The organism is Acidovorax sp. sif0632 (genome assembly GCF_019218805.1).
Lineage (GTDB): Bacteria > Pseudomonadota > Gammaproteobacteria > Burkholderiales > Burkholderiaceae_C > Acidovorax > Acidovorax facilis.
Genome location: NZ_JAHUWW010000005.1, coordinates 279,166 through 297,950, shown reverse-complemented (window position 1 = coordinate 297,950; position 18,785 = coordinate 279,166). Strand labels below are relative to the sequence as shown.

Genomic DNA, 18,785 nt, shown 5'->3' with positions numbered 1-18,785 from the left:
GAGTCAGGAGGACGCGGCCGAGGCCCGCGCGGCGCGCTGGCCGGAGGGCGCCACCACAACGCGGTTGCGCCCCAGCGACTTGGCGGTGTACAGCGCCTGGTCGGCGCGCTCCAGCGTCTGCTCCACCATGTCGCCGGGCAGGTGCAGTGCCAGGCCAGCCGATACCGTCATGCGCAGCACGCCGGCAGCGTGCGGAATCTCCATCGCGGCCACGGCCTGGCGCACGCGCTCCAGCAGGTCGCGGGCATCGTCCATCTGGGTGTCGGACAGCAGCAGCACAAACTCTTCGCCACCCCAGCGGGCCAGCACATCGGTGTCGCGCACGCTGGCCCGCACGATGCCCGCAAAGGCCTGCAGCGCCCGGTCGCCCGTGGCGTGGCCATGGGTGTCGTTGACGCGCTTGAAGTGGTCAATGTCCAGCTGGGCCAGCAGCAGGGGGCGGCCGTTGCGCAGGTTGCGGCGGCGTTCCAGCTCCATCAGGTCCTGCATGGCGCGGCGGTTGGGCAGGGCGGTCAGCTCGTCGCGGGTGGCCAGATCGCGGTTGACGGCGAGCGCCTGGGCCAGCGCCTCGCGCTGCTCCTGCAGCCGCGCGCGGATGCGCTGGATGCGCAGGTTCAGCGCAATGCTGCCCCCCAGCACGATCAGCACCATGAGCGCATAGGCGGTATCCAGGTAGCCAAACGGGCTGGCGTTAAAACGCGTGGTGGCCGCCACCGCACAGCCGAAGGCCAGCAGTGCATACACGCCGATGCCGATCACCTCGGCCACGGTCAGGCCAAAGGTGCCAAAGAACAGGATCATGGCCAGCACGGCGGGCACCACGCCCCGCGCATCGCCCGCCAGCACATAAGCCACGGCGCCGCTGGTGATGGTCCAGACCATCTGGGGCACGGTGAGTGAGGGGTCGCTGAGCCGCGCGGTCTCGCCCGAACGGATGAACGCGGTCATCACCACCATCCCGCCGACCGAGATGGCGGCCCACCATTGCACGGCAACGGCGTTCACTGCGCTGCTCGCCGTTGCCACCATCAGCATGACGCCCGCACTGCTGGTCATGAGCACCAGCGCGAGCAACGCCATGGCCACCAGCGTGCGCCGCCGACGGTCGGTGGAGAGAACCACGTCCCGAATGCGGTGCCAGCGGGAAGGTGTGCGCAAGGTGGGTGCTCCTGCCAGGGCGGTCGGGTGGCGTGTGGATGGGTGGGGCTGCGCTGCGGCGTGCAACGGGGCCTGGCCGTGCGCTTTTCATTCTAGGAGGGTCATCGCCCGGCGTACAGCCCTGCCCAGGCGCGGCCTGGGGTTTCGCCGAAGGACCCTGACCCCGTTAAGGATGTCCTGCATAACCCTCGCGAGTCGGTGGTAGTGCGGATCGGGATGGGCCGCAAGGCGTCTTTTGGCAGCCAATAGCCCAGCTATTGGCAAGAAAAGCAACGCAGCGGACCGCCCGAGACCGCGCTATCACCCATCGCAGGGAGTTATGCAGGTCATCCTTAAAGAAGGGTGAGTGCCGCCAAGGCGGCCAGCGGTGCGGTCTCGGCGCGCAGCACACGGGGGCCCAGCGTGACCGGGGCAAAGCTGTGTTGCAGTGCCAGGTCTTCCTCGGTGCTGGAGAGCCCGCCTTCGGGGCCGGAGAGAAACACCACGGGCCCGGCCGGGCCCGCCGCCGTGTGCAGCGGCGCCGTGCCCGCGCGCAGCGACAGCAGCAGGCGCTGCACTGTGGTGGCCTGGGCCTGGGCGCGTACCCAGCCGGCCAGGTCCACGGCGTTGTGCACCACGGGCACGCGGTTGCGGCCGCACTGCTCGCAGGCGGCCACGGCCACGGCCTGCCAGTGGGCGATTTTTTTCTCGGCCCGCTCGCCCTTGAGCTTGAGCACGCTGCGCTCGGCCACCAGGGGCGTGATGCTCGCCACGCCCAGCTCGGTGGCTTTCTCCACCAGCCAGTCCATGCGTTCGTTGGCGGTGATACCGGCCAGCAGGTGCACGGCGCGCGGGGCTTCACGTTCGGTGGCATGGTGGGCGCCCACCACCACGCGCACATCGCTGCGGCCCATCTTCAGTATCGTGGCGTCGAATTCGCCGCCCGGGTCGCCCTCGGCTTGCCCGCCGTGGAACAGCGTGATGGTGTCGCCCGGTTGCAGGCGCAGCACCTGTACGTGGCGCGCAGCGCCGGGGGGCAGGTCTAGCTCGGCGCCGGTGGCCAGAAGGGCCGGGCAATGGAAACGGGGCATTTGCTACTTAATTTATAGCTACTTGCGCTTGATTGATAAGCGCTAGAGCCTAATTTTATTCTGTTTTACTGCGTGCGCCCAGTCGCGCCGCTACATCCGGCCGTAGGCAAAGCCCACCACCGGCTCGGTGCCTTCGATCTGGTCGAGCATCTTGAGCAGCGGCCCCAGCTGCCGGTAGCGGTTGGCCGTGGCGCGGATGTAGGCCATGAAACGCGGCGCATCGGCCAGGTACTTGGGCTTGCCGTCGCGCAGGGTCAGGCGCGCAAAGATGCCGGCGACCTTGAGGTGGCGCTGCAGGCCCATCCATTCCACCGCACGGTAGAACTCGCCGAAGTCATCGCCCCAGCCGCTGGCGCTGCGCGCCCCCAGCAGTCCAGCCTTGCGCGCCTTCTCCCAGTAACGCACCGTAATGTCGATGACAAATTCCTCTTCCCAGCTGATGAACGCATCGCGCAGCAGGCTGGCGATGTCGTAGGTGATGGGGCCGTAGACGGCGTCCTGGAAGTCCAGAACGCCGAGGGGCGCGCCCTGTTCGGTGGGGGCCATCAGGTTCCGGGTCATGAAATCGCGGTGCACATAGACCTGGGGGGCGGCCAGATTGTGGGCCACGATGGCATCGAAGGCGCTGGCCAGCGTGGCCTGCTGCTTGTCGTCCAGCGTGACGCTGCGGTGCCTGGCCAGGTACCAATCGGGGAACAGCGCCAGTTCGCGGCGCAGCAGCGCCTCGTCATAGGCCGGCAGCACGCCGGGCTGGGAGGCTTTTTGCCAGTCCAGCAGCACATCGGTGGCCTGCTGGTACCAGGCGTAGGCGTCCTGCGGCTTTTCGGGGTTCAGCAGCTCGATCAGCGTCTGGTGGCCCAGGTCGGACAGCAGCATGAAGCCGGTCGGTTCATCGAACTCAAGGATCTCGGGCACGTTCAAACCGGCGGCGGCCATCAGGCCCTGCACCTGCACGAAGGGCTTGCAGTTTTCCTTGTCGGGCGGTGCGTCCATCACGATGCGGCTGGCACCCGTGGTGCTGTCGATGCGCAGGTAGCGGCGGAAGCTGGCATCGGCAGAGGCGGGGCGCAGCGTGGCGGGCAGTAGCTGGTGCGGGCCCACCAGGGGCGCCAGCCAGGCCTCGAAGGCTGTCTGGCGGGCCGCGTCGGGCCAGGCGACGGTGGAAGTTGCGGGGGTTGCCACGGCCGTGCCCGGGGGCGGGCAGGCGGGAGAAGGGGAAGATGGGTGGCTCATGGATAATCCGATTTTACAAACCCGCTCCCCCCAGGCTCTGAGGTGGGCGGGTTCCTCCTTCTTTGATCCGCCCCTGCCCACCGCCCCACGTGCCACGCTGCAAGCCCCCCACCGTGCAGACATCCTCCCTCCGGCCCCGGCCCGCCAAGGCGAAGCCCGAGCGGCTGCGCGCTCCCGTACCCCGGGCCCTGGCTTATGGCGTGGCGCTGGCCTGGTGCGGTCTGCCGCTCTCCGTGCTGGCGCAGGCGTCTGACGCCGCCCCGCCTGCCAGCGCCTGGGATGCACCCCCTGCGCTGCGCACCTCGCCCCTGCTTCAGGAAAAGATTCCCGAGGCGGTCCGGCCCCAGCTCCCCGTTTTTGTGACGGGGGACCGGATCAGCGGCCAGACCGACCTGAACGCCGTCATCGAAGGCAATGCCGAATTGCGCCGGGGCGACACCGTGATCCGTGCCGACCGCCTGGACTACAACGTGCCCGAAGACCTGGCCAAGGCCAACGGCAAGGTGCGCATCAACCGCGCGGGCAACGTGTACGAAGGCACGGCGCTGGAGCTGCGGGTGGATGCCTTTGAGGGATTCTTCAGCGACGCCCGCTACCAATTTTTGGCCACCCAGGCGCACGGCGACGCCACGCGCGTGGATTTCATCGACCGCGACCGTGCCGTGGTGCACAACGCCACCTACACCACCTGCGAGCGCGGCAATGAAGAAAGCTGGCAGCCCGACTGGGTGCTGCGCGCCGCCACCATTCGCATCGACAACGAGGAAGAGGTCGGCACCGCCGAAGACGCGGTGCTGGAGTTCAAGGGCGTCTCTGTGCTGCCCATTCCGTACATCACCTTCCCGCTGTCGGACAAGCGCAAGTCCGGCTTGCTGCCGCCCACCATCGGGCTGGACAGCCGCGACGGGGTGGCGTACATCCAGCCCTACTACTGGAACATCGCACCCAACCGCGACGCCACGCTGCGCGCGGCACTCATGACCAAGCGCGGCGCCAACCTGGGCGGCGAATTCCGTTACCTGGAGCCCAGCTACACCGGCCAGATCAGCGCCGATGTGATGCCCACCGACCGCCTGCGCGACCGCATGCGCTGGAGTTTTTCGGGCCAGCACCAGGGCGGCTTTGACACGCCGATGGGCGGGCTGGGGCTCAATCTGAACGTCAACCGCGTGAGCGACGACAACTACTGGCGCGACTTTGGCCGGGCTTCCGACCTGCTGCGCCAGCGCCTGCTGCCGGGCGACGCCACGCTGTCGTGGGCGCGCAATGACATGTCCGCCAGTGTGCGCACCCTCAAGTGGCAGACCTTGCAGGACGTGACCTCGCCCATCGTGCCGCCGTATGACCGGCTGCCCCAGTTGCAGTGGCGCTATGCACCGTCGCAGCTGGGTGGCGGGCTCGATGCCAGCGTGGAGCTGGACACCACCCGCTTCCAGGCCGCCCGCGAGCTGACAGGCCAGCCCAATGCCAACCGCAGCTATGCGATGGCGCAGATCAGCCGTCCGTTTCTGGCGCCCGGTGGCTTCGTGACCCCGCGCCTGCAATTGCACGCCACGCAGTACCAGTTTGACTCGGCGCTGTCCAACGGGCAGCGTTCAGCCAACCGCACCCTGCCCACCTTCAGCCTGGACAGCGGGCTGGTGTTCGAACGCGATGCCGCTTACTTTGGCCGCGCCTTTTTGCAGACGCTGGAGCCGCGCGCGTTCTACACCTACACGCCTTACCGTGACCAGAGCATGCTGCCCGTGTACGACACGGCGGCCAATGATTTCAACTTCGCCACCATCTATACCGAGAACGCTTTCGGGGGTAACGACCGGCTGGCCGACAACAACCTGCTCACCTTGGGCGTGACCACCCGGCTGCTGGACCCGAACACGGGCGCCGAGGCCGCACGCTTTGGCATTGCCCAGCGGCTGCGGTTCTCGGACCAGAAGGTCACCTTGCCCGGCGGTACCCCCGTGAGCGAGCGCCTGTCGGACCTGTTGTTGGGCGCGGGTATCAGCTGGACGCCCCAGTGGGGCTTTGACTCCACCGTGCAGTACAACCCCAAGACGGGGCGCTCCATCCGCTCGACCATCGGCGCGCGCTACAGCCCCGGCAATTACCGCACCGTGAGCGCGGCCTACCGCCTGCAGCGTGGCACCAGTGAGCAGATCGACATCGGCTGGCAGTGGCCGCTCAACGACCTGTGGGGCGACAAGGGCAAAGACCTGGGCGCAGGCCGTGGCCAGGGCGGCGGGCGCTGGTACAGCGTAGGCCGCCTGAACTACAGCCTGCAGGACCGCAAGCTGGTGGACACCGTGGTCGGCCTGGAGTACGACAGCTGCTGCTGGATTGGCCGTGTGGTGCTGGAGCGCCTGCAAAGCAGCGTGACCACCTCCAACACCCGCCTGCTGTTCCAGATCGAGTTCGTCGGCTTCTCGCGCCTGAGCCTGGGCTCCAGCCCCCTGGACACCTTCAAGCAGAATGTGCCGCGTTACCAGAACCTGCGCGAGCAGGTCACAACGCCCAGCCGTTTCAGCAACTACGACTAACGCCCAACGCTCCTACGCTTAACGCCATGAATCACCGTGTCATTGCACTGGCCATTGCCACCCTGGCTTCCCTGCTCTCCCAGGGCGCCCTGGCCCAAGGGCTGCGCCCTTCCGGCGCACCGTCGGGCAAAGGGCTGACGGCGCGCCCGGCGGCCGCACCATCGATCACGCTGCCTGCAGAAACGGCGAGTGGTAGCAGCAGCTCGGCACCCCGGCAGGCGGACTTCATTGTCGCCGTGGTCAATTCCGAGCCCGTGACCAACAACGAGGTCCGCGCGCGCCTGGCCCGCGCCGAAGCCCAGCTGGCCCAGCAAGGGGGTGCCATGCCGCCCCGGGAGCTGCTGGCGCGCGAGGTGCTGGAGCGCATCATCCTGGAGCGCGCACAGCTGCAGCAAGCCAAGGAATCGGGCCTCAAGGTGGATGACTACGCCGTGTCGCAGGCCGAACAGGGCGTGGCCCGCCAGAACAACATGTCGGTCGATGACCTCTACCGCCGCCTGGCGCGGGACGGCATGGGCAAGGAGCGCTTCCGCGAGGAATTGCGCAACCAGTTGCTGCTGCAGCGCCTGCGCGAGCGCGAGGTGGAGGCGCGCGTGAAAGTCACCGACCTGGACATCGACCAGTACCTGCGCGAGCAGCAAAAGGGCAACGACGTCGCTTCGATGGAGATCAACCTGGGCCATGTGCTGGTGCTGGTGCCCGAGAACGCGAGCCCCGTGCAGGTGGCCGAGCGCCAGGCACGCGCCCAGCGCGCGGCCGACAAGGTACGCGCGGGGGAAGACTTTGCGGCCGTGGCCCGCGAGTTTTCGGACGCGCCCGAGGGGCAGCGTGCGGGCGGCCAGCTGGGCATGCGCCCGGCCGACCGGTATCCCGAGCTGTTTGTGAACTCCACGCTGGGCCTGCCTGTGGGCAGCATCGTCGGGCCCGTGCGCTCGCCAGCGGGCTTCCACGTGCTCAAGGTGATCGAGCGAGTCACGGCTGGCGTGCCCACCACGGTGGTGCAAAACCATGCCCGCCACATCCTGCTGCGCACGGGGCCGCAACTTTCCGAAAGCGCCGCCGCCGCTCGCCTGGCCGACTACCGTCGCCGTGTGCAGATGGGGCAGGCCGATTTTGCGGCACTGGCCCGTGAGCACTCGCAGGACGGTAGCTCCAAGGAAGGTGGCGACCTGGGCTGGGCCACCCCCGGCCGCTATGTGCCTGAGTTCGAGCAGGCCCTGAACGCCCTCAAGCCCGGCGACATCAGCGAACCCGTGGTTTCGCGTTTCGGCGTGCACCTGATCCAGCTGCTGGAGCGCCGCGAGGCCAAGCTCACCCAGCGCGAGCAGCGCGACATGGCGCGCGACACCGTGCGCGAGAAGAAACTGGACGAGGCCTACGCCACCTGGGCGCAGGAGCTGCGCGGACGCGCGTATGTCGAATACCGCGACCCACCGCAGTGACCGATCGATGATCAGACAGGTAAGCACGCGTTGAAACACATCCCCCGCAAGCGCTTCGGGCAGCATTTTCTGTCCGACAAGGGCATCATCGAAGATATCGTGCAGGCCATTGCACCCCAGCCGGGCCAGCCCATGGTTGAGATCGGGCCGGGCCTCGCGGCGCTGACCCAGCCCTTGGTCGAGCGCCTGGGGCGCCTCACGGTCATCGAGCTGGACCGCGATCTGGCCTTGCGCCTGCGGCTGCACGGCCAGCTGGAAGTGATCGAGTCCGACGTGCTCAAGGTGGACTTCACCGCGCTGGCACTGGCCATGCGCGAGAAAGCCGCGTTGCCCGGCCTTAAGCTGCGCGTGGTGGGCAACCTGCCCTACAACATCTCCACGCCCATCCTGTTCCACTTGCTGGACCATGTGCAGGTGATTGAAGACCAGCACTTCATGCTGCAAAAGGAAGTGATCGATCGCATGGTGGCCAAGCCCGCCACCAGCGACTATGGGCGCCTGTCAGTCATGCTGCAGTGGCGCTACGCCATGGAAAACGTGCTGTTCGTGCCGCCTGAGAGCTTCGACCCCCCCCCACGCGTGGACAGCGCCGTCGTGCGCATGGTGCCGCACGCAGAGCCCGCACCTTTGTCGGTGCCCCTGCTGGAAGAACTGGTGCAGGTCGCCTTCAGCCAGCGCCGCAAGCTGCTGCGCCACACCCTGGGCCGCTGGCTCGAAGCGCGCCAGTTCGCCGGCACCTTCGACACCCAGCGCCGCGCCGAGGAAGTGCCCGTGGCCGAATACGTGGCGCTGGCGCAGGTTTGCTCTTGAATTGATAGCTGTTGGCGCTTGATGGGCGCGCGCAAGGCGCCATTTTTGCCGTAGATGCGATGGTGTCGCGCCTACAGCTTCGGCCCCTCATTTCGCCACGACCCTGGCAACTGTCACGGCCCAGGCCAGTGACACCGCGCAAGGGCCGCCCCGCCGCGCTGGTGTCGTCCCCCTTCCCGGCGAAGCCGAGAGAAGGGGGAAGCGGCGTAGCCGCTCAGGGGGATATACCGAGTTACGCCGCGCTCAGCCAGTAACCCGCGTTGAAAGGGCTGCTCATGCGCAGCGCCATCGGGGAGACATCGACAAGCTTGTCGGTCGGCATTTTTTCGGCGGAATCCGTGCCGATTTCAATGCCCTCGACACCTTGTTGGGTGCCGGTAGCCTCGTTCGCCCGTTCTGCTTGGCTGGTGGATGCAGAACGGGCTACAGAAAAGAATAGAAACACCGGAACGGTATCTTGCGGTCGCCCCAGTAGTCGGCGGCGTCGCGGAAGATATCGAGCAGTTGTTCACGCGCTTCCTTGTCGAACTTGCCCGTGGCGGGGATCTGCTCCAGCACCACGATGAAACCAGGCTGCGGGCCCGATTTATGCAAGGGATCTGTCATGCAGTCGTACAACGCATCAAAGTTCTTGCCGAAGTGCGACGGGAAGGTGAATTGCCCGGCAATCAGGTCCAGCACATCCTGCTTGGACTGTGCGTGGGCCAGGTTGGCGTACAAGAAATGGTGACCCATGGAGGTGGCCGCATCCTGCAGGTCCTGCACGCGGAAAGCGCGAATGGACTGCACGATGTTGGTGCGCACGCCACGCAGTGGCGTTTCCAGGTCTTTACGAAGTGGCGTCTGCATCTCCGCTACTCTTTCTTTTTAAAGTCCACAAACTTCTGGCATTTCGCAGGGCTGCGGGATGCAGCCTGCGGGTGGGGGATTCAAGGGGGCGCGCTTACCGCTGCCAGCGTATCTCTGGCCTGCGTGCAGCGCAACGGGGGTCACTCGACGATCTCGCGAAAACTGGCGTAGTGATCGCTGGTGTAGTAGCAGGCGTCCGGAACCCGGGGCTTGCCGCCACACACAATGCGCCGGGCTCCCCGGTTGCGCGATCCTGGTGTTCTGACGGTGTACTCACGGTAGTAGCCCCGCTTGTGGGCGGGCAACAGCCGCTCGCGATTGCCAAAAACTGTTCCGTCCTTGTCATACGGAAAGGGCCCTCCTTCACGGATCAGCGCATACGTCGCCCGCCCTTGGGGCGGCAACTCGGCCAATGCGATAGGGGGGATGGAGCCGTCGGTGGACGGGGAGTTCCGGGCATGCCCCGCTACCGGGGACAACACGAACGCAACACCCAAAACACACAAAAACCCTGCTTTGCGCGCCCGGGTGGCTACAGCCTTCAGCATCAACGAACCTTTCAGAAACTACGGGTTAACCCGAAATTTCGAGCCGCTAGTGTCGCTCAACGGCCCCCAAAAAGCAAGCGTCTGCACAAAGATTGGGCAGACGCTGAAGGGAAAAACAAGCTCTTTAAGTTAGCGCTTGCTATCAATTTTTGGCTTATCTTGACACGTTGGCATCGGCCACGGTAAGTGCTGTCATGTTCACAATGCGGCGCACGGTGGCGCTGGGCGTCAGGATGTGGACCGGCTTGGCCGCGCCCAGCAGCACGGGGCCGATGGCGATGCCGCCGCCTGCGGCGGTCTTGAGCAGGTTGTAGGCGATGTTGGCGGCGTCGATGTTGGGGAACACCAGCAGGTTGGCGTCACCCGTGAGTTCGCTGCTGGGCATGAGGGCCGCACGGGCCTTGCCGTCCAGCGCCACGTCGCCATGCATTTCACCGTCCACTTCCAGCCAGGGGGCTTGCTGGCGCAGCAGTTCGAGCGTCTGGCGCATTTTGACGGCGCTGGGGTGGTTGCTGGTGCCGAAGTTGGAGTGAGACAGCAGCGCGGCCTTGGGCTTGACGCCAAAGCGCATCATTTCCTCAGCAGCCAGGGCGGTGATCTCGGCCAGCTCCTGGGGTGTCGGGTCGTAGTTGACGTGGGTGTCCACCAGGAACACCTGGCGGCCGGGCAGCATGAGGCCGTTCATGCAGGCGTATACCGGCACATCCTGCGCCGTGCTGTCGGCGCCGCCCGCGTGTTTGCCGATCACCTGGTCGATGTAGAGCAGGTGGTTGGCCGTGGTGCCCCAGGTGCCGCAGATCAGGCCGTCCACCTCGCCCTTGTGCAGCATCATGGCGCCGATGAGCGTGAGGCGCCGGCGCATTTCGATCTTGGCGACCTGCTGGGTGATGCCCTTGCGCTCGGTCATGCGGTGGTAGGTCTGCCAGAAGTCGCGGTAGCGGTGGTCGAAGTCGGTGTTGACCACGTCGTAGTCCACGCCTTCCTTCAGGCGCAGGCCAAACTTTTCGATGCGCTGGGCAATGATGGCGGGGCGGCCGATCAGCGTCGGGCGGGCCACCTTTTCGTCCACCACGATCTGCGCGGCGCGCAAAACGCGTTCTTCCTCACCCTCGGCGTAGGCCACGCGCTTTTTGGCGGCGGTGCGTGCTGCGTCGAAGATGGGTTTCATCGTCGTGCCGGAGGCGTAGACAAAGGTCTGCAGCCGGTCGCGGTACGCGTCCATGTCGGCGATGGGGCGCTGGGCTACGCCGCTGTCCATGGCGGCCTGGGCCACGGCCGGCGCAATCTTCATCATCAGGCGCGGGTCGAACGGCTTGGGAATCAGGTATTCGGGGCCGAACGACAGCTTCTCGCCCACATAGGCTGCGGCCACCACTTCGCTCTGCTCGGCCTGGGCCAGCTCGGCAATCGCGTGGACGGCGGCAATCTCCATCTCATCGGTGATGGTGGTGGCGCCGCAGTCCAGCGCGCCGCGGAAGATGTACGGGAAGCACAGGACGTTGTTGACCTGGTTCGGGTAGTCCGAACGCCCCGTGGCCATGATGATGTCGCTGCGCACGCTGTGCGCCAGCTCGGGCGTGATTTCGGGGTTGGGGTTGGCCAGCGCGAAGATCACCGGGCGCTCGGCCATGGTGGCCACCATCTCGGGCTTGAGCACGTTGCCCGCCGACAGGCCCAGGAACACGTCCGCGCCCACCATCACCTCGGCCAGCTTGCGCGCGTCGGTCTTTTGCATGAACTGGCGCTTGTCGTCGTCCATCAGCTCTTCGCGGCCCTCGTAGACCACGCCAGCCAGGTCGGTGACAAACACATTCTTGCGCTGCACACCCACCTTGAGCAACAGGTTCAGGCAGGCCAGCGCCGCTGCACCCGCGCCGCTGGTGACCAGCTTCACCTCCTCGATCTTCTTGCCCGCCACCTTCAGCGCATTCACGATGGCTGCTGCCACCGTGATGGCCGTGCCGTGCTGGTCGTCGTGGAAGACCGGGATCTTCATGCGCTTGCGCAACTCACGCTCCACGTAGAAGCAGTCGGGGGCCTTGATGTCTTCGAGGTTGATGGCGCCGAAGGTCGGCTCCAGCGCGGCGATCACTTCCACCAGCTTCTGGGGGTCTTTTTCGTCGATCTCGATGTCGAACACATCCACGCCGGCGAATTTCTTGAACAGGACGCCCTTGCCTTCCATCACAGGCTTGGAGGCCAGCGCGCCGATGTCGCCCAGGCCCAGCACGGCAGTGCCGTTGGTGATGACGGCCACCAGGTTGCCGCGCGAGGTGTAGCGGAAGGCATTGGCCGGGTCCTTGACGATTTCTTCGCAAGGTGCGGCCACACCGGGCGAGTAGGCCAGCGCCAGGTCATGCTGGTTGACCATCTGCTTGGTGGCGGCAATGGCGATCTTGCCGGGCTTGGGAAACTCGTGGTACTCGAGAGCGGCACGGCGCAACTGGGCGCGCTTGTCGGAATCGTTGTTGTTCTGGGCCGTGGTGTTTTCGGGCATTCAATTGTCTCCAGCTTGGGGTGTCAATGCCACGCCGGTTCAAGCAGGTCCGGCGCAGGTTGTCAGCTTTCGTAAGGGTGGGCGATTGTAGGCCGCGTTCGGTAAAAACCCTAGTAAGCGAATCTGCTTACATGGGAAATTCAGCTTTGCCGTCTGGGTTGGAATGCGGCGGATCGCTCCAGCGCGAAGTGCAACCTTTATGCAACCGCTGCCGAAGTGGTCTGGAGCTCAGCTTCGAGCCCGTCCAGCCTGGGCTTCGAACTGCGAAACCGTAGGCTTCACCACAATCGTTCCCAGCCAGGGCTGTTTTTGCGGTCAGCGCAGTCCATGGCCGAGATACGGAAAAAAGACCGCTGAAATGGACTGCAGCGGTCCTTCTGTCATCGACGGTTTCCAGTTCGTTTCCAGCTCCAGCGGGCAACAGATCGAAGCGGGCGCTATCGTTAGCGGTGCTTCCCATGGGGCAAGCTGTTAGCCAAACAGCGCCTCATAGCGGGCGATGTCCGGCGAGCGCGTATCCGGCATGCTGGGCACCAGCATCCACTGCACGCTTCCCAGTTGCGGGTGGCTCAGGGTGTACGTTGCCTGAGAAAGCCTTGGAACATCTGGTCCATGAAATAGCAGTGTGAACGGTGTCCGAAATTGCTCTGGCAAATGGCCGCGCGCCCGTTCGGTAGCTTCTACCAAAACCAGCTCCACTGGGCCATGCTCTGTCAGTGCGACGAAGGGACTGCCCACCAGGGTGTTGACGGATTCAAAAGTGGTGCTCATCGATGGCGTGTGTTGGGGGATCACAAAAGGGTTGGATACAGGCCATTGAGTCGCCAGAATGGGCTGGTATCCATGACCCAGCTCAACATCCTACAGCCGAGAATCCACTGTGTATTTGCTATCTGAACCATTCGCCCTGCGTGAGAGGGCCGACGACGATCAGCCTTTTCTGCTGGAACTCTATCTGTCTACCCGCGATGACCTCCGGCAGGCCATCCCCAACCTCCCGCTGCTCCAGCAGTTGATAGCCATGCAGTTCAATGCACAGGAGACCGGCTACCGCCACCAGTTCCCCTTGGCCCGCCAGTTGGTACTGCTGCGTTCCGGCCACCCAATAGGGCGCATGGTGGTAGACGCCTCACCCGAACAATTGCGTCTGGTGGATATCGCCATTGCACCGCCAGCTCGCCGCAGCGGCGCCGCAATGGCTGCGTTGGCTGCGCTGCAGCGCCATGCAGCAGCGCAGGGCCTGCCACTGTGTCTGGCGGTAGGGCGATACAACGGTCCAGCGCAGTGTCTGTATCAAAAATGCGGATTCACTTCCGTGACCGAAGACGATCTTTTCGTGCAGATGATCTGGAGAAGCGCTTCGCAGTGAGACCTGCCAGCGCAATCGCTCCGTTGTTGAAGCCATCTTCGACGGGGGAAATGAAATGTGCCTGACCGTGTAGCGCTTGCAGGCAAGGCCATCCGTGGGGCGGTTCCTGCATCGACAATGGGGACACACGGCAAGTAGATCGCTGTGCCGGGGGCTGCAGAACAAGCTGCGGCGCTTGCTGGCCACCTGGCTGCAGACAATCCATGCCCCAGACCAGGTGCCCCAGCGTAGCTATGCGACAGCCGCATAGCAGTCCACGTCGCCCGCGGCTCGCAGCGAAGGCCGCACTGCTTGTGCAAGACCGTCCAACGATCTCAGTTGCGCGATGGGAAGATGCCTTCCATGCAAATGATGTAGTTGAGGCCCAGATACGGCTGCATGTTGGACACCATGGCTGTGGTCGTCACGGGGGCGGCCAACGGCTGGCCGCCGGTATTGGCGCCCACCGTCACCGCGCCTGTGCCACCAATGGCGGTGCTGACGCCGCCCAGGTTGACAGGACCCGTTGCGGTCGGTGAGTAGATGGACGCGCTGCTCGGGCCACTCGGCGATGCGCTGAGGAAAGAGCCATTGGCGGGAGTCGTGCTGGTGCCCGTGGTGCCCGTGGACGCCTGCAAATGCGTTGTGCCCGTGAGCCCTGCGGGGTCGAAGGTGGCCGGGTGCGTGTGCGGTGGCAGATTCGAGGCATTGAGTGTCACCGTCGCCGAGCCCGTGCCAATCACAGTGTTGTTGTTGGTACCCGCCTTCTCGCCTTGTGCAATGGGGGTCAATCCTGGTCCAGCGGCTTGTGATCCGACGGGGACCCTGCCCCGCAAATCCGGCAGGCCGAAGGTGTTCACGCCATCCCCCCCGTACGTGGTTCCCAGCAAGGCGAACATGGCTGAGTTTTGCTGAATAGGAACCGTCTGTCCGTTGCAGAACGCCCAGCCGCGCGGCGCGTAGTTGAAACCGACCGGCATGATCATCCCCATAAATGCGTCCATGAGTTCTCCTCCATTAGTGAGTGATAGGCTCAGGAATACTATGACGGCAACACGGGAGCGGTCAACGAATATGCTGCAAGAGGCATTTGACACACGCGAACGCACGTCCCGGACCCGTCACCCCCTCGGAGGGACTTTGAACAGGCCCTGAGCGTGCGCTGCGCTCTATCGGCTGCTCGGAAAGCTAAACACCGCGCCCTCGCGCACACCGGCGCTGGGCCAGCGCTGGGTGATGGTCTTGCGCTTGGTGTAGAAGCGCACGGCGTCGGGGCCGTAGGCGTGCAGGTCGCCAAACAACGAACGCTTCCAGCCGCCGAACGAGTGGTAAGCCACCGGCACGGGCAGGGGCACGTTCACGCCCACCATGCCCACCTGGATGTGGTCGGTGAAGTAGCGGGCGGCCTCGCCGTCGCGCGTGAAGATGCAGGTGCCGTTGCCGTATTCGTGGTCGTTGATGAGCTGCATGGCTTCCTGCAGCGTCTTCACGCGCACCACACCGAGCACGGGGCCGAAGATCTCTTCCTGGTAGATCTTCATGCCGGGCTTGACGTTGTCGAACAGGCACGCGCCCAGGAAGTAGCCTTCCTCATGGCCCGCAACCTTCACGCCGCGGCCATCGACCACCAGCGTGGCACCCTCTGCCACGCCCTGGTCGACATAGCCCTTCACCTTCTCGAAGTGCGGCTTCGTGACCAGCGGGCCCATGTCGTTGCTGTTGTCGGTGCCTGGGCCGACCTTCATCTTGGCGATCTCGGTCTTCAGGCCCGCGATCACGGCGTCGCCCACTTCGTCGCCCACGGCCACCAGCAGCGGGATGGCCATGCAGCGCTCGCCGCACGATCCGTAGGCCGCGCCCATCAGGGCGCTCACGGCGTTGTCCACATCCGCGTCGGGCATGAGCACGGCGTGGTTCTTGGCGCCGCCCAGGGCCTGCACGCGCTTGCCGTGCTTGCAGCCTTCGGCGTAGATGTACTCGGCAATGGGGGTGGAGCCGACAAAGCTCACGGCCTTCACGCGCGGGTCCTGCAGCAGAGTGTCCACGGCCAGCTTGTCGCCGTTGACGACGTTGAGCACGCCGGGCGGCAGGCCCGCTTCCAGCGCCAGCTGGGCGATGAACAGCGTGGAGGAGGGATCGCGCTCCGAAGGCTTGAGCACAAAGGTGTTGCCACACGCCACGGCCATGGGCCACATCCACAGCGGCACCATCGCCGGGAAGTTGAAGGGCGTGATGCCTGCGGTGACGCCCAGCGCCTGGAACTCACTCCACGAGTCGATGCTGGGGCCCACGTTGCGGCTGTGCTCGCCCTTGAGCAGCTCGGGCGCGTAGCTGGCGTATTCGACGTTTTCAATGCCACGCTGCAGCTCACCGTGTGCATCGGCCAGCACCTTGCCGTGTTCGGCGGTGATCAGGGCGGCAATCTTGTCGGCGTTTTCTTCGAGCAGGACTTTCAGCTTGCTCATCACGCGGGCGCGCTTCAGGGGCGGCGTGTTGCGCCAGGCGGGGAAGGCGGCTTCGGCTGAAGCAATGGCGGCCTCCACAGTAGCCTTGCTGGCCAGCGCCACGCAGGTGGTCGACTGGCCCGTGGCGGGGTTGAACACCGGCTGCGTGCGCGCCGTGTCCGCAACGATCTTGCCGTCGATCAGGTGGCCGACGGTGGTGGTGACGTTCTTGTCGTGGTTCATGGCAAAAATATGGGTAAAAAGTGCCGCTAGCGCTTATCTAGAAAGCGCTAGCAGCTATTGAATCAGGAGTATTCCCGCTGGCGGATGAAACGGCGCGCGCCAGGCCAGCGGCCGCCATGCAAGGGCCGGGGGTGTGTCATCACGCCGTTTCAGCCAGGGCATCGCCCAGTGCGTTGATCAGGCGGTCGATTTCGGCCTTCTCGCTGATGAAGGGCGGCGCCAGCTGGATGGTGTCGCCACCGTAGCGCACGTAAAAGCCCTTCTTCCAGCAGTTCATCGCAATTTCATAGGGGCGGCGGGCCGGCTCGCCCGGCAGCGCGGCAATGGTGAAGCCAGCAGCCAGCCCAAAGTTGCGGATGTCAGCCACATGCTTGGCGCCCTTCAAGCTGTGAACGGCTTGCTCGAAGTACGGCGCCAGCGCGTTCACGCGGCCGATCATGTCTTCCTTCTGCAGGATGTCGAGCGCCGCAATGCCCGCCGCGCAGGCCACAGGGTGGGCCGAGTACGTGTAGCCGTGCGCGAACTCCAGCATGTACTCCGGGCCGCCCGCCGCCATGAAGGTGTCGTAGATCTCCTTGGTGGCCACCACGCCGCCCAGCGGTTGCGCGCCGTTGGTTACCTGCTTGGCAAAGTTCAGGATGTCGGGCGTCACGCCAAAGGCTTCGGCCCCGGTCCAGGCGCCGCTGCGGCCAAAGCCGCTGATCACTTCATCAAAAATCAGCAGGATGTTGTTCTGCGTGCAGATCTCGCGCAGGCGCTGCAGGTAGCCCACGGGCGGGATCACCACGCCGGCCGAGCCCGAGAAAGGTTCCACGATCACGGCGGCAATGTTCGATGCGTCGTGCAGCGCAATGACGTCCAGCAGGCGGTCGGCCAGCTCTTTGCCGGTGGGCGGCATGCCTTTGTGGAACGAGCCAGCGGGCGGCTGGGTGTGGGGCAGGTGGTCGGCTTCAATACCCTGGCCGAACATCTTGCGGTTGGCAACAATGCCGCCCACCGAGATGCCGCCGAAGTTCACGCCGTGGTAGCCCTTTTCGCGGCCGATCAGGCGGGTTTTGCTCGCCTGGCCCTTGTTGCGCCAGTAAGCGCGCGCCATCTTCAGCGAGGTGTCGGCCGACTCGGAGCCCGAGCCGGTGAAGAACACATAGTCCAGGCCCGCAGGCGTCAGTTCCTTGACCCGGTTGGCCAGCTCGAACGACAGGGGGTGGCCGAACTGGAAGGCGGGCGCGTAGTCCAGCTTCATCGCCTGCTTGCCAATGGCCTCGGCGATCTCGCGACGGCCATGGCCCAGGCCCGCACACCACAGGCCCGAGAGGCCATCAAAAATCTTGCGACCGTCCGCGTCGGTGTAGTAGGCGCCGCTGCCCTCCACGATCATGCGCGGGTTGGCCTTGAACTGGCGGTTGGCCGTGTAGGGCATCCAGTGCGCGTCCAGCCATTCGGCGTCCATGCGGGGGCCTTCGGCACCAGCGGCGGGTTTTTCGATGTTGACGAAGCTCATGGGGTTCTCCAGTGCAAAGGCGGCGACAAAAGGCGGGCAACCCCAGCGGTCTGGGGCTTGACGTAGGGCATTGTTGCGCTGCCTGTTAATCTCTCCAATACTCCAATATCAATGTTTACTTGACGGTTTATGCAAGTAAAAACACCTCCACCCCACCCTTCCCCCAAACACCGCGCCGTACTGGGCCAGCTCAGCGACATGGACCTGCGCCTCTTGCAGGTCTTCAAGAGCGTGGTCGAGTGCGGCGGCATGTCGGCCGCAGAGCTGGAGCTGAACATTGGCACCAGCACCGTCAGCCGCCACATGAAGGACCTGGAGACCCGCCTGGGCCTCACCTTGTGCCGCCGGGGCCGGGCCGGTTTTGCCCTCACGGCCGAGGGGCAGCGCGTGTACGACGAGACCCTGCGCCTGCTGTCGGCCGTGGACGCCTTTCGCAGCAGCATCGACGACATCCACCGCCGCATGGGCGGGCGGCTGGAGGTGGCGGTGTTCGACAAGACGGCCAGCAACCCGGCGGCGCACATTGGCGAAGCGATTGCGCTCTTTGCCAGCCAAGCGCCCGAAGTCAGCCTCCAGATGCACGTGGCGTCCATCCCGGCCATCGAGCGCGGGCTGATCGACGGCAGCTTCCACGTGGGCATCATCCCGGCGCACCGCACGTCGCAAAGCCTGGTCTATGCCGACCTGTTCGCCGAAACGATGTTGCTGTACTGCGGTGCGCGCCACCCGCTGTACGGCACCGACCATGCCGCGCTCACCTGGGAATCCCTGCGCGCCTACCAGTTTGCGGGCCTGGGCTACCACTCGCCCAACATGGAGCTGAGCCACAGCACCCGCCTGCCGCGCAAGGCCACCGGGTTCGACCAGGAGTCGATTGCCACGCTAATCCTCTCAGGCCGCTACCTGGGTTTTCTGCCCGACCACTACGCCGAAGGCTTCGAGCGCCAGGGGCTCATGCAGGCCGTTCTGCCCGCGCAGTTCCACTACCGCTGCCAGTTTGTGAGCGTGCTGCGCAAGTCGCCGCAACCGCCGAGGGCGGCGCAGGCGTTTGCACAATGCCTACTGGAGGCCCATGGTTGATGACTTGCCCGCAGCGCGGCGCAGG

16 protein-coding genes are annotated in these 18,785 nt (G+C 65.2%); 5 read left to right on the top strand and 11 right to left on the bottom strand.

Annotated elements, in window-relative coordinates; all coding sequences use genetic code 11:
* Window positions 1-3: 3 nt before the first annotated feature.
* The 3 genes from KW832_RS17490 to KW832_RS17480 form a co-directional block, all read right to left on the bottom strand.
* Window positions 4-1,158, bottom strand: a complete 1,155-nt coding sequence (locus KW832_RS17490; protein ID WP_255577807.1) for a diguanylate cyclase — start codon at window positions 1,156-1,158, stop codon at window positions 4-6.
* A gap of 332 nt (window positions 1,159-1,490) precedes the next feature.
* A complete protein-coding gene (locus KW832_RS17485; protein WP_121508112.1) occupies window positions 1,491-2,228 on the bottom strand; it encodes a 16S rRNA (uracil(1498)-N(3))-methyltransferase in 738 nt (245 codons plus the stop codon).
* Window positions 2,229-2,318: 90 nt separating this feature from the next.
* Window positions 2,319-3,461 (bottom strand): aminoglycoside phosphotransferase family protein, encoded by a 1,143-nt coding sequence (locus KW832_RS17480; RefSeq protein ID WP_218300781.1) that lies wholly within the window; start codon window positions 3,459-3,461, stop codon window positions 2,319-2,321.
* 164 nt (window positions 3,462-3,625) lie between these two features.
* Here KW832_RS17480 and KW832_RS17475 point away from each other — a divergent pair, with 164 nt between their 5' ends.
* The 3 genes from KW832_RS17475 to rsmA are packed head-to-tail and all read left to right on the top strand — an operon-like array spanning window position 3,626 to window position 8,250.
* Window positions 3,626-5,998 (top strand): LPS-assembly protein LptD, encoded by a 2,373-nt coding sequence (locus KW832_RS17475; RefSeq protein ID WP_218300955.1) that lies wholly within the window; start codon window positions 3,626-3,628, stop codon window positions 5,996-5,998.
* Between the two features lie 26 nt (window positions 5,999-6,024).
* Window positions 6,025-7,440 (top strand): peptidylprolyl isomerase, encoded by a 1,416-nt coding sequence (locus KW832_RS17470; protein ID WP_121508114.1) that lies wholly within the window; start codon window positions 6,025-6,027, stop codon window positions 7,438-7,440.
* A gap of 30 nt (window positions 7,441-7,470) precedes the next feature.
* Window positions 7,471-8,250: a 16S rRNA (adenine(1518)-N(6)/adenine(1519)-N(6))-dimethyltransferase RsmA gene (gene rsmA, locus KW832_RS17465; protein WP_218300782.1), complete on the top strand. Its 780-nt coding sequence runs from the start codon at window positions 7,471-7,473 to the stop codon at window positions 8,248-8,250.
* A gap of 232 nt (window positions 8,251-8,482) precedes the next feature.
* Here rsmA and KW832_RS17460 read toward each other — a convergent pair whose 3' ends face one another.
* The 5 genes from KW832_RS17460 to KW832_RS17440 all read right to left on the bottom strand — a co-directional run bounded on the left by KW832_RS17460 (window position 8,483) and on the right by KW832_RS17440 (window position 12,915).
* Window positions 8,483-8,695, bottom strand: a complete 213-nt coding sequence (locus KW832_RS17460) for a hypothetical protein (protein ID WP_147433275.1) — start codon at window positions 8,693-8,695, stop codon at window positions 8,483-8,485.
* Window positions 8,674-9,099, bottom strand: coding sequence for a barstar family protein (locus tag KW832_RS17455; RefSeq protein WP_010464776.1), 426 nt, complete (start codon window positions 9,097-9,099; stop codon window positions 8,674-8,676). Before KW832_RS17455 ends, KW832_RS17460 begins: the two co-directional genes overlap by 22 nt.
* 140 nt (window positions 9,100-9,239) lie before the next feature.
* Entirely contained in the window at window positions 9,240-9,647 is a 408-nt protein-coding gene (locus KW832_RS17450; RefSeq protein ID WP_055398013.1) for a ribonuclease domain-containing protein, read from the bottom strand.
* A gap of 154 nt (window positions 9,648-9,801) precedes the next feature.
* Complete coding sequence (locus KW832_RS17445) at window positions 9,802-12,144, bottom strand: NADP-dependent malic enzyme (protein ID WP_121421673.1); 2,343 nt, start codon at window positions 12,142-12,144, stop codon at window positions 9,802-9,804.
* 471 nt (window positions 12,145-12,615) lie between these two features.
* Window positions 12,616-12,915, bottom strand: coding sequence for a hypothetical protein (locus KW832_RS17440; RefSeq protein WP_218300783.1), 300 nt, complete (start codon window positions 12,913-12,915; stop codon window positions 12,616-12,618).
* A 109-nt stretch (window positions 12,916-13,024) separates the two neighbouring features.
* Between KW832_RS17440 and KW832_RS17435 the strand changes: the two genes are divergently transcribed.
* Window positions 13,025-13,513, top strand: coding sequence for a GNAT family N-acetyltransferase (locus tag KW832_RS17435; protein WP_218300784.1), 489 nt, complete (start codon window positions 13,025-13,027; stop codon window positions 13,511-13,513).
* A 314-nt stretch (window positions 13,514-13,827) separates the two neighbouring features.
* Here KW832_RS17435 and KW832_RS17430 read toward each other — a convergent pair whose 3' ends face one another.
* The 3 genes from KW832_RS17430 to KW832_RS17420 form a co-directional block, all read right to left on the bottom strand.
* On the bottom strand, window positions 13,828-14,496 hold the full coding sequence (locus KW832_RS17430) for a phage tail protein (protein WP_255577806.1): 669 nt from the start codon (window positions 14,494-14,496) through the stop codon (window positions 13,828-13,830).
* A 165-nt stretch (window positions 14,497-14,661) separates the two neighbouring features.
* The gene (locus KW832_RS17425) at window positions 14,662-16,179 is read right to left on the bottom strand and encodes a CoA-acylating methylmalonate-semialdehyde dehydrogenase (RefSeq protein WP_218300785.1); all 1,518 of its coding nucleotides are present in this window, start codon (window positions 16,177-16,179) and stop codon (window positions 14,662-14,664) included.
* Between the two features lie 139 nt (window positions 16,180-16,318).
* Window positions 16,319-17,680, bottom strand: coding sequence for an aspartate aminotransferase family protein (locus KW832_RS17420; protein ID WP_055398024.1), 1,362 nt, complete (start codon window positions 17,678-17,680; stop codon window positions 16,319-16,321).
* A gap of 129 nt (window positions 17,681-17,809) precedes the next feature.
* On the opposite strand from KW832_RS17420, the gene KW832_RS17415 reads away from it, so the two are divergent.
* The gene (locus KW832_RS17415; RefSeq protein WP_218300786.1) at window positions 17,810-18,760 is read left to right on the top strand and encodes a LysR family transcriptional regulator; all 951 of its coding nucleotides are present in this window, start codon (window positions 17,810-17,812) and stop codon (window positions 18,758-18,760) included.
* The last annotated feature ends 25 nt before the right edge of the window (window positions 18,761-18,785 follow it).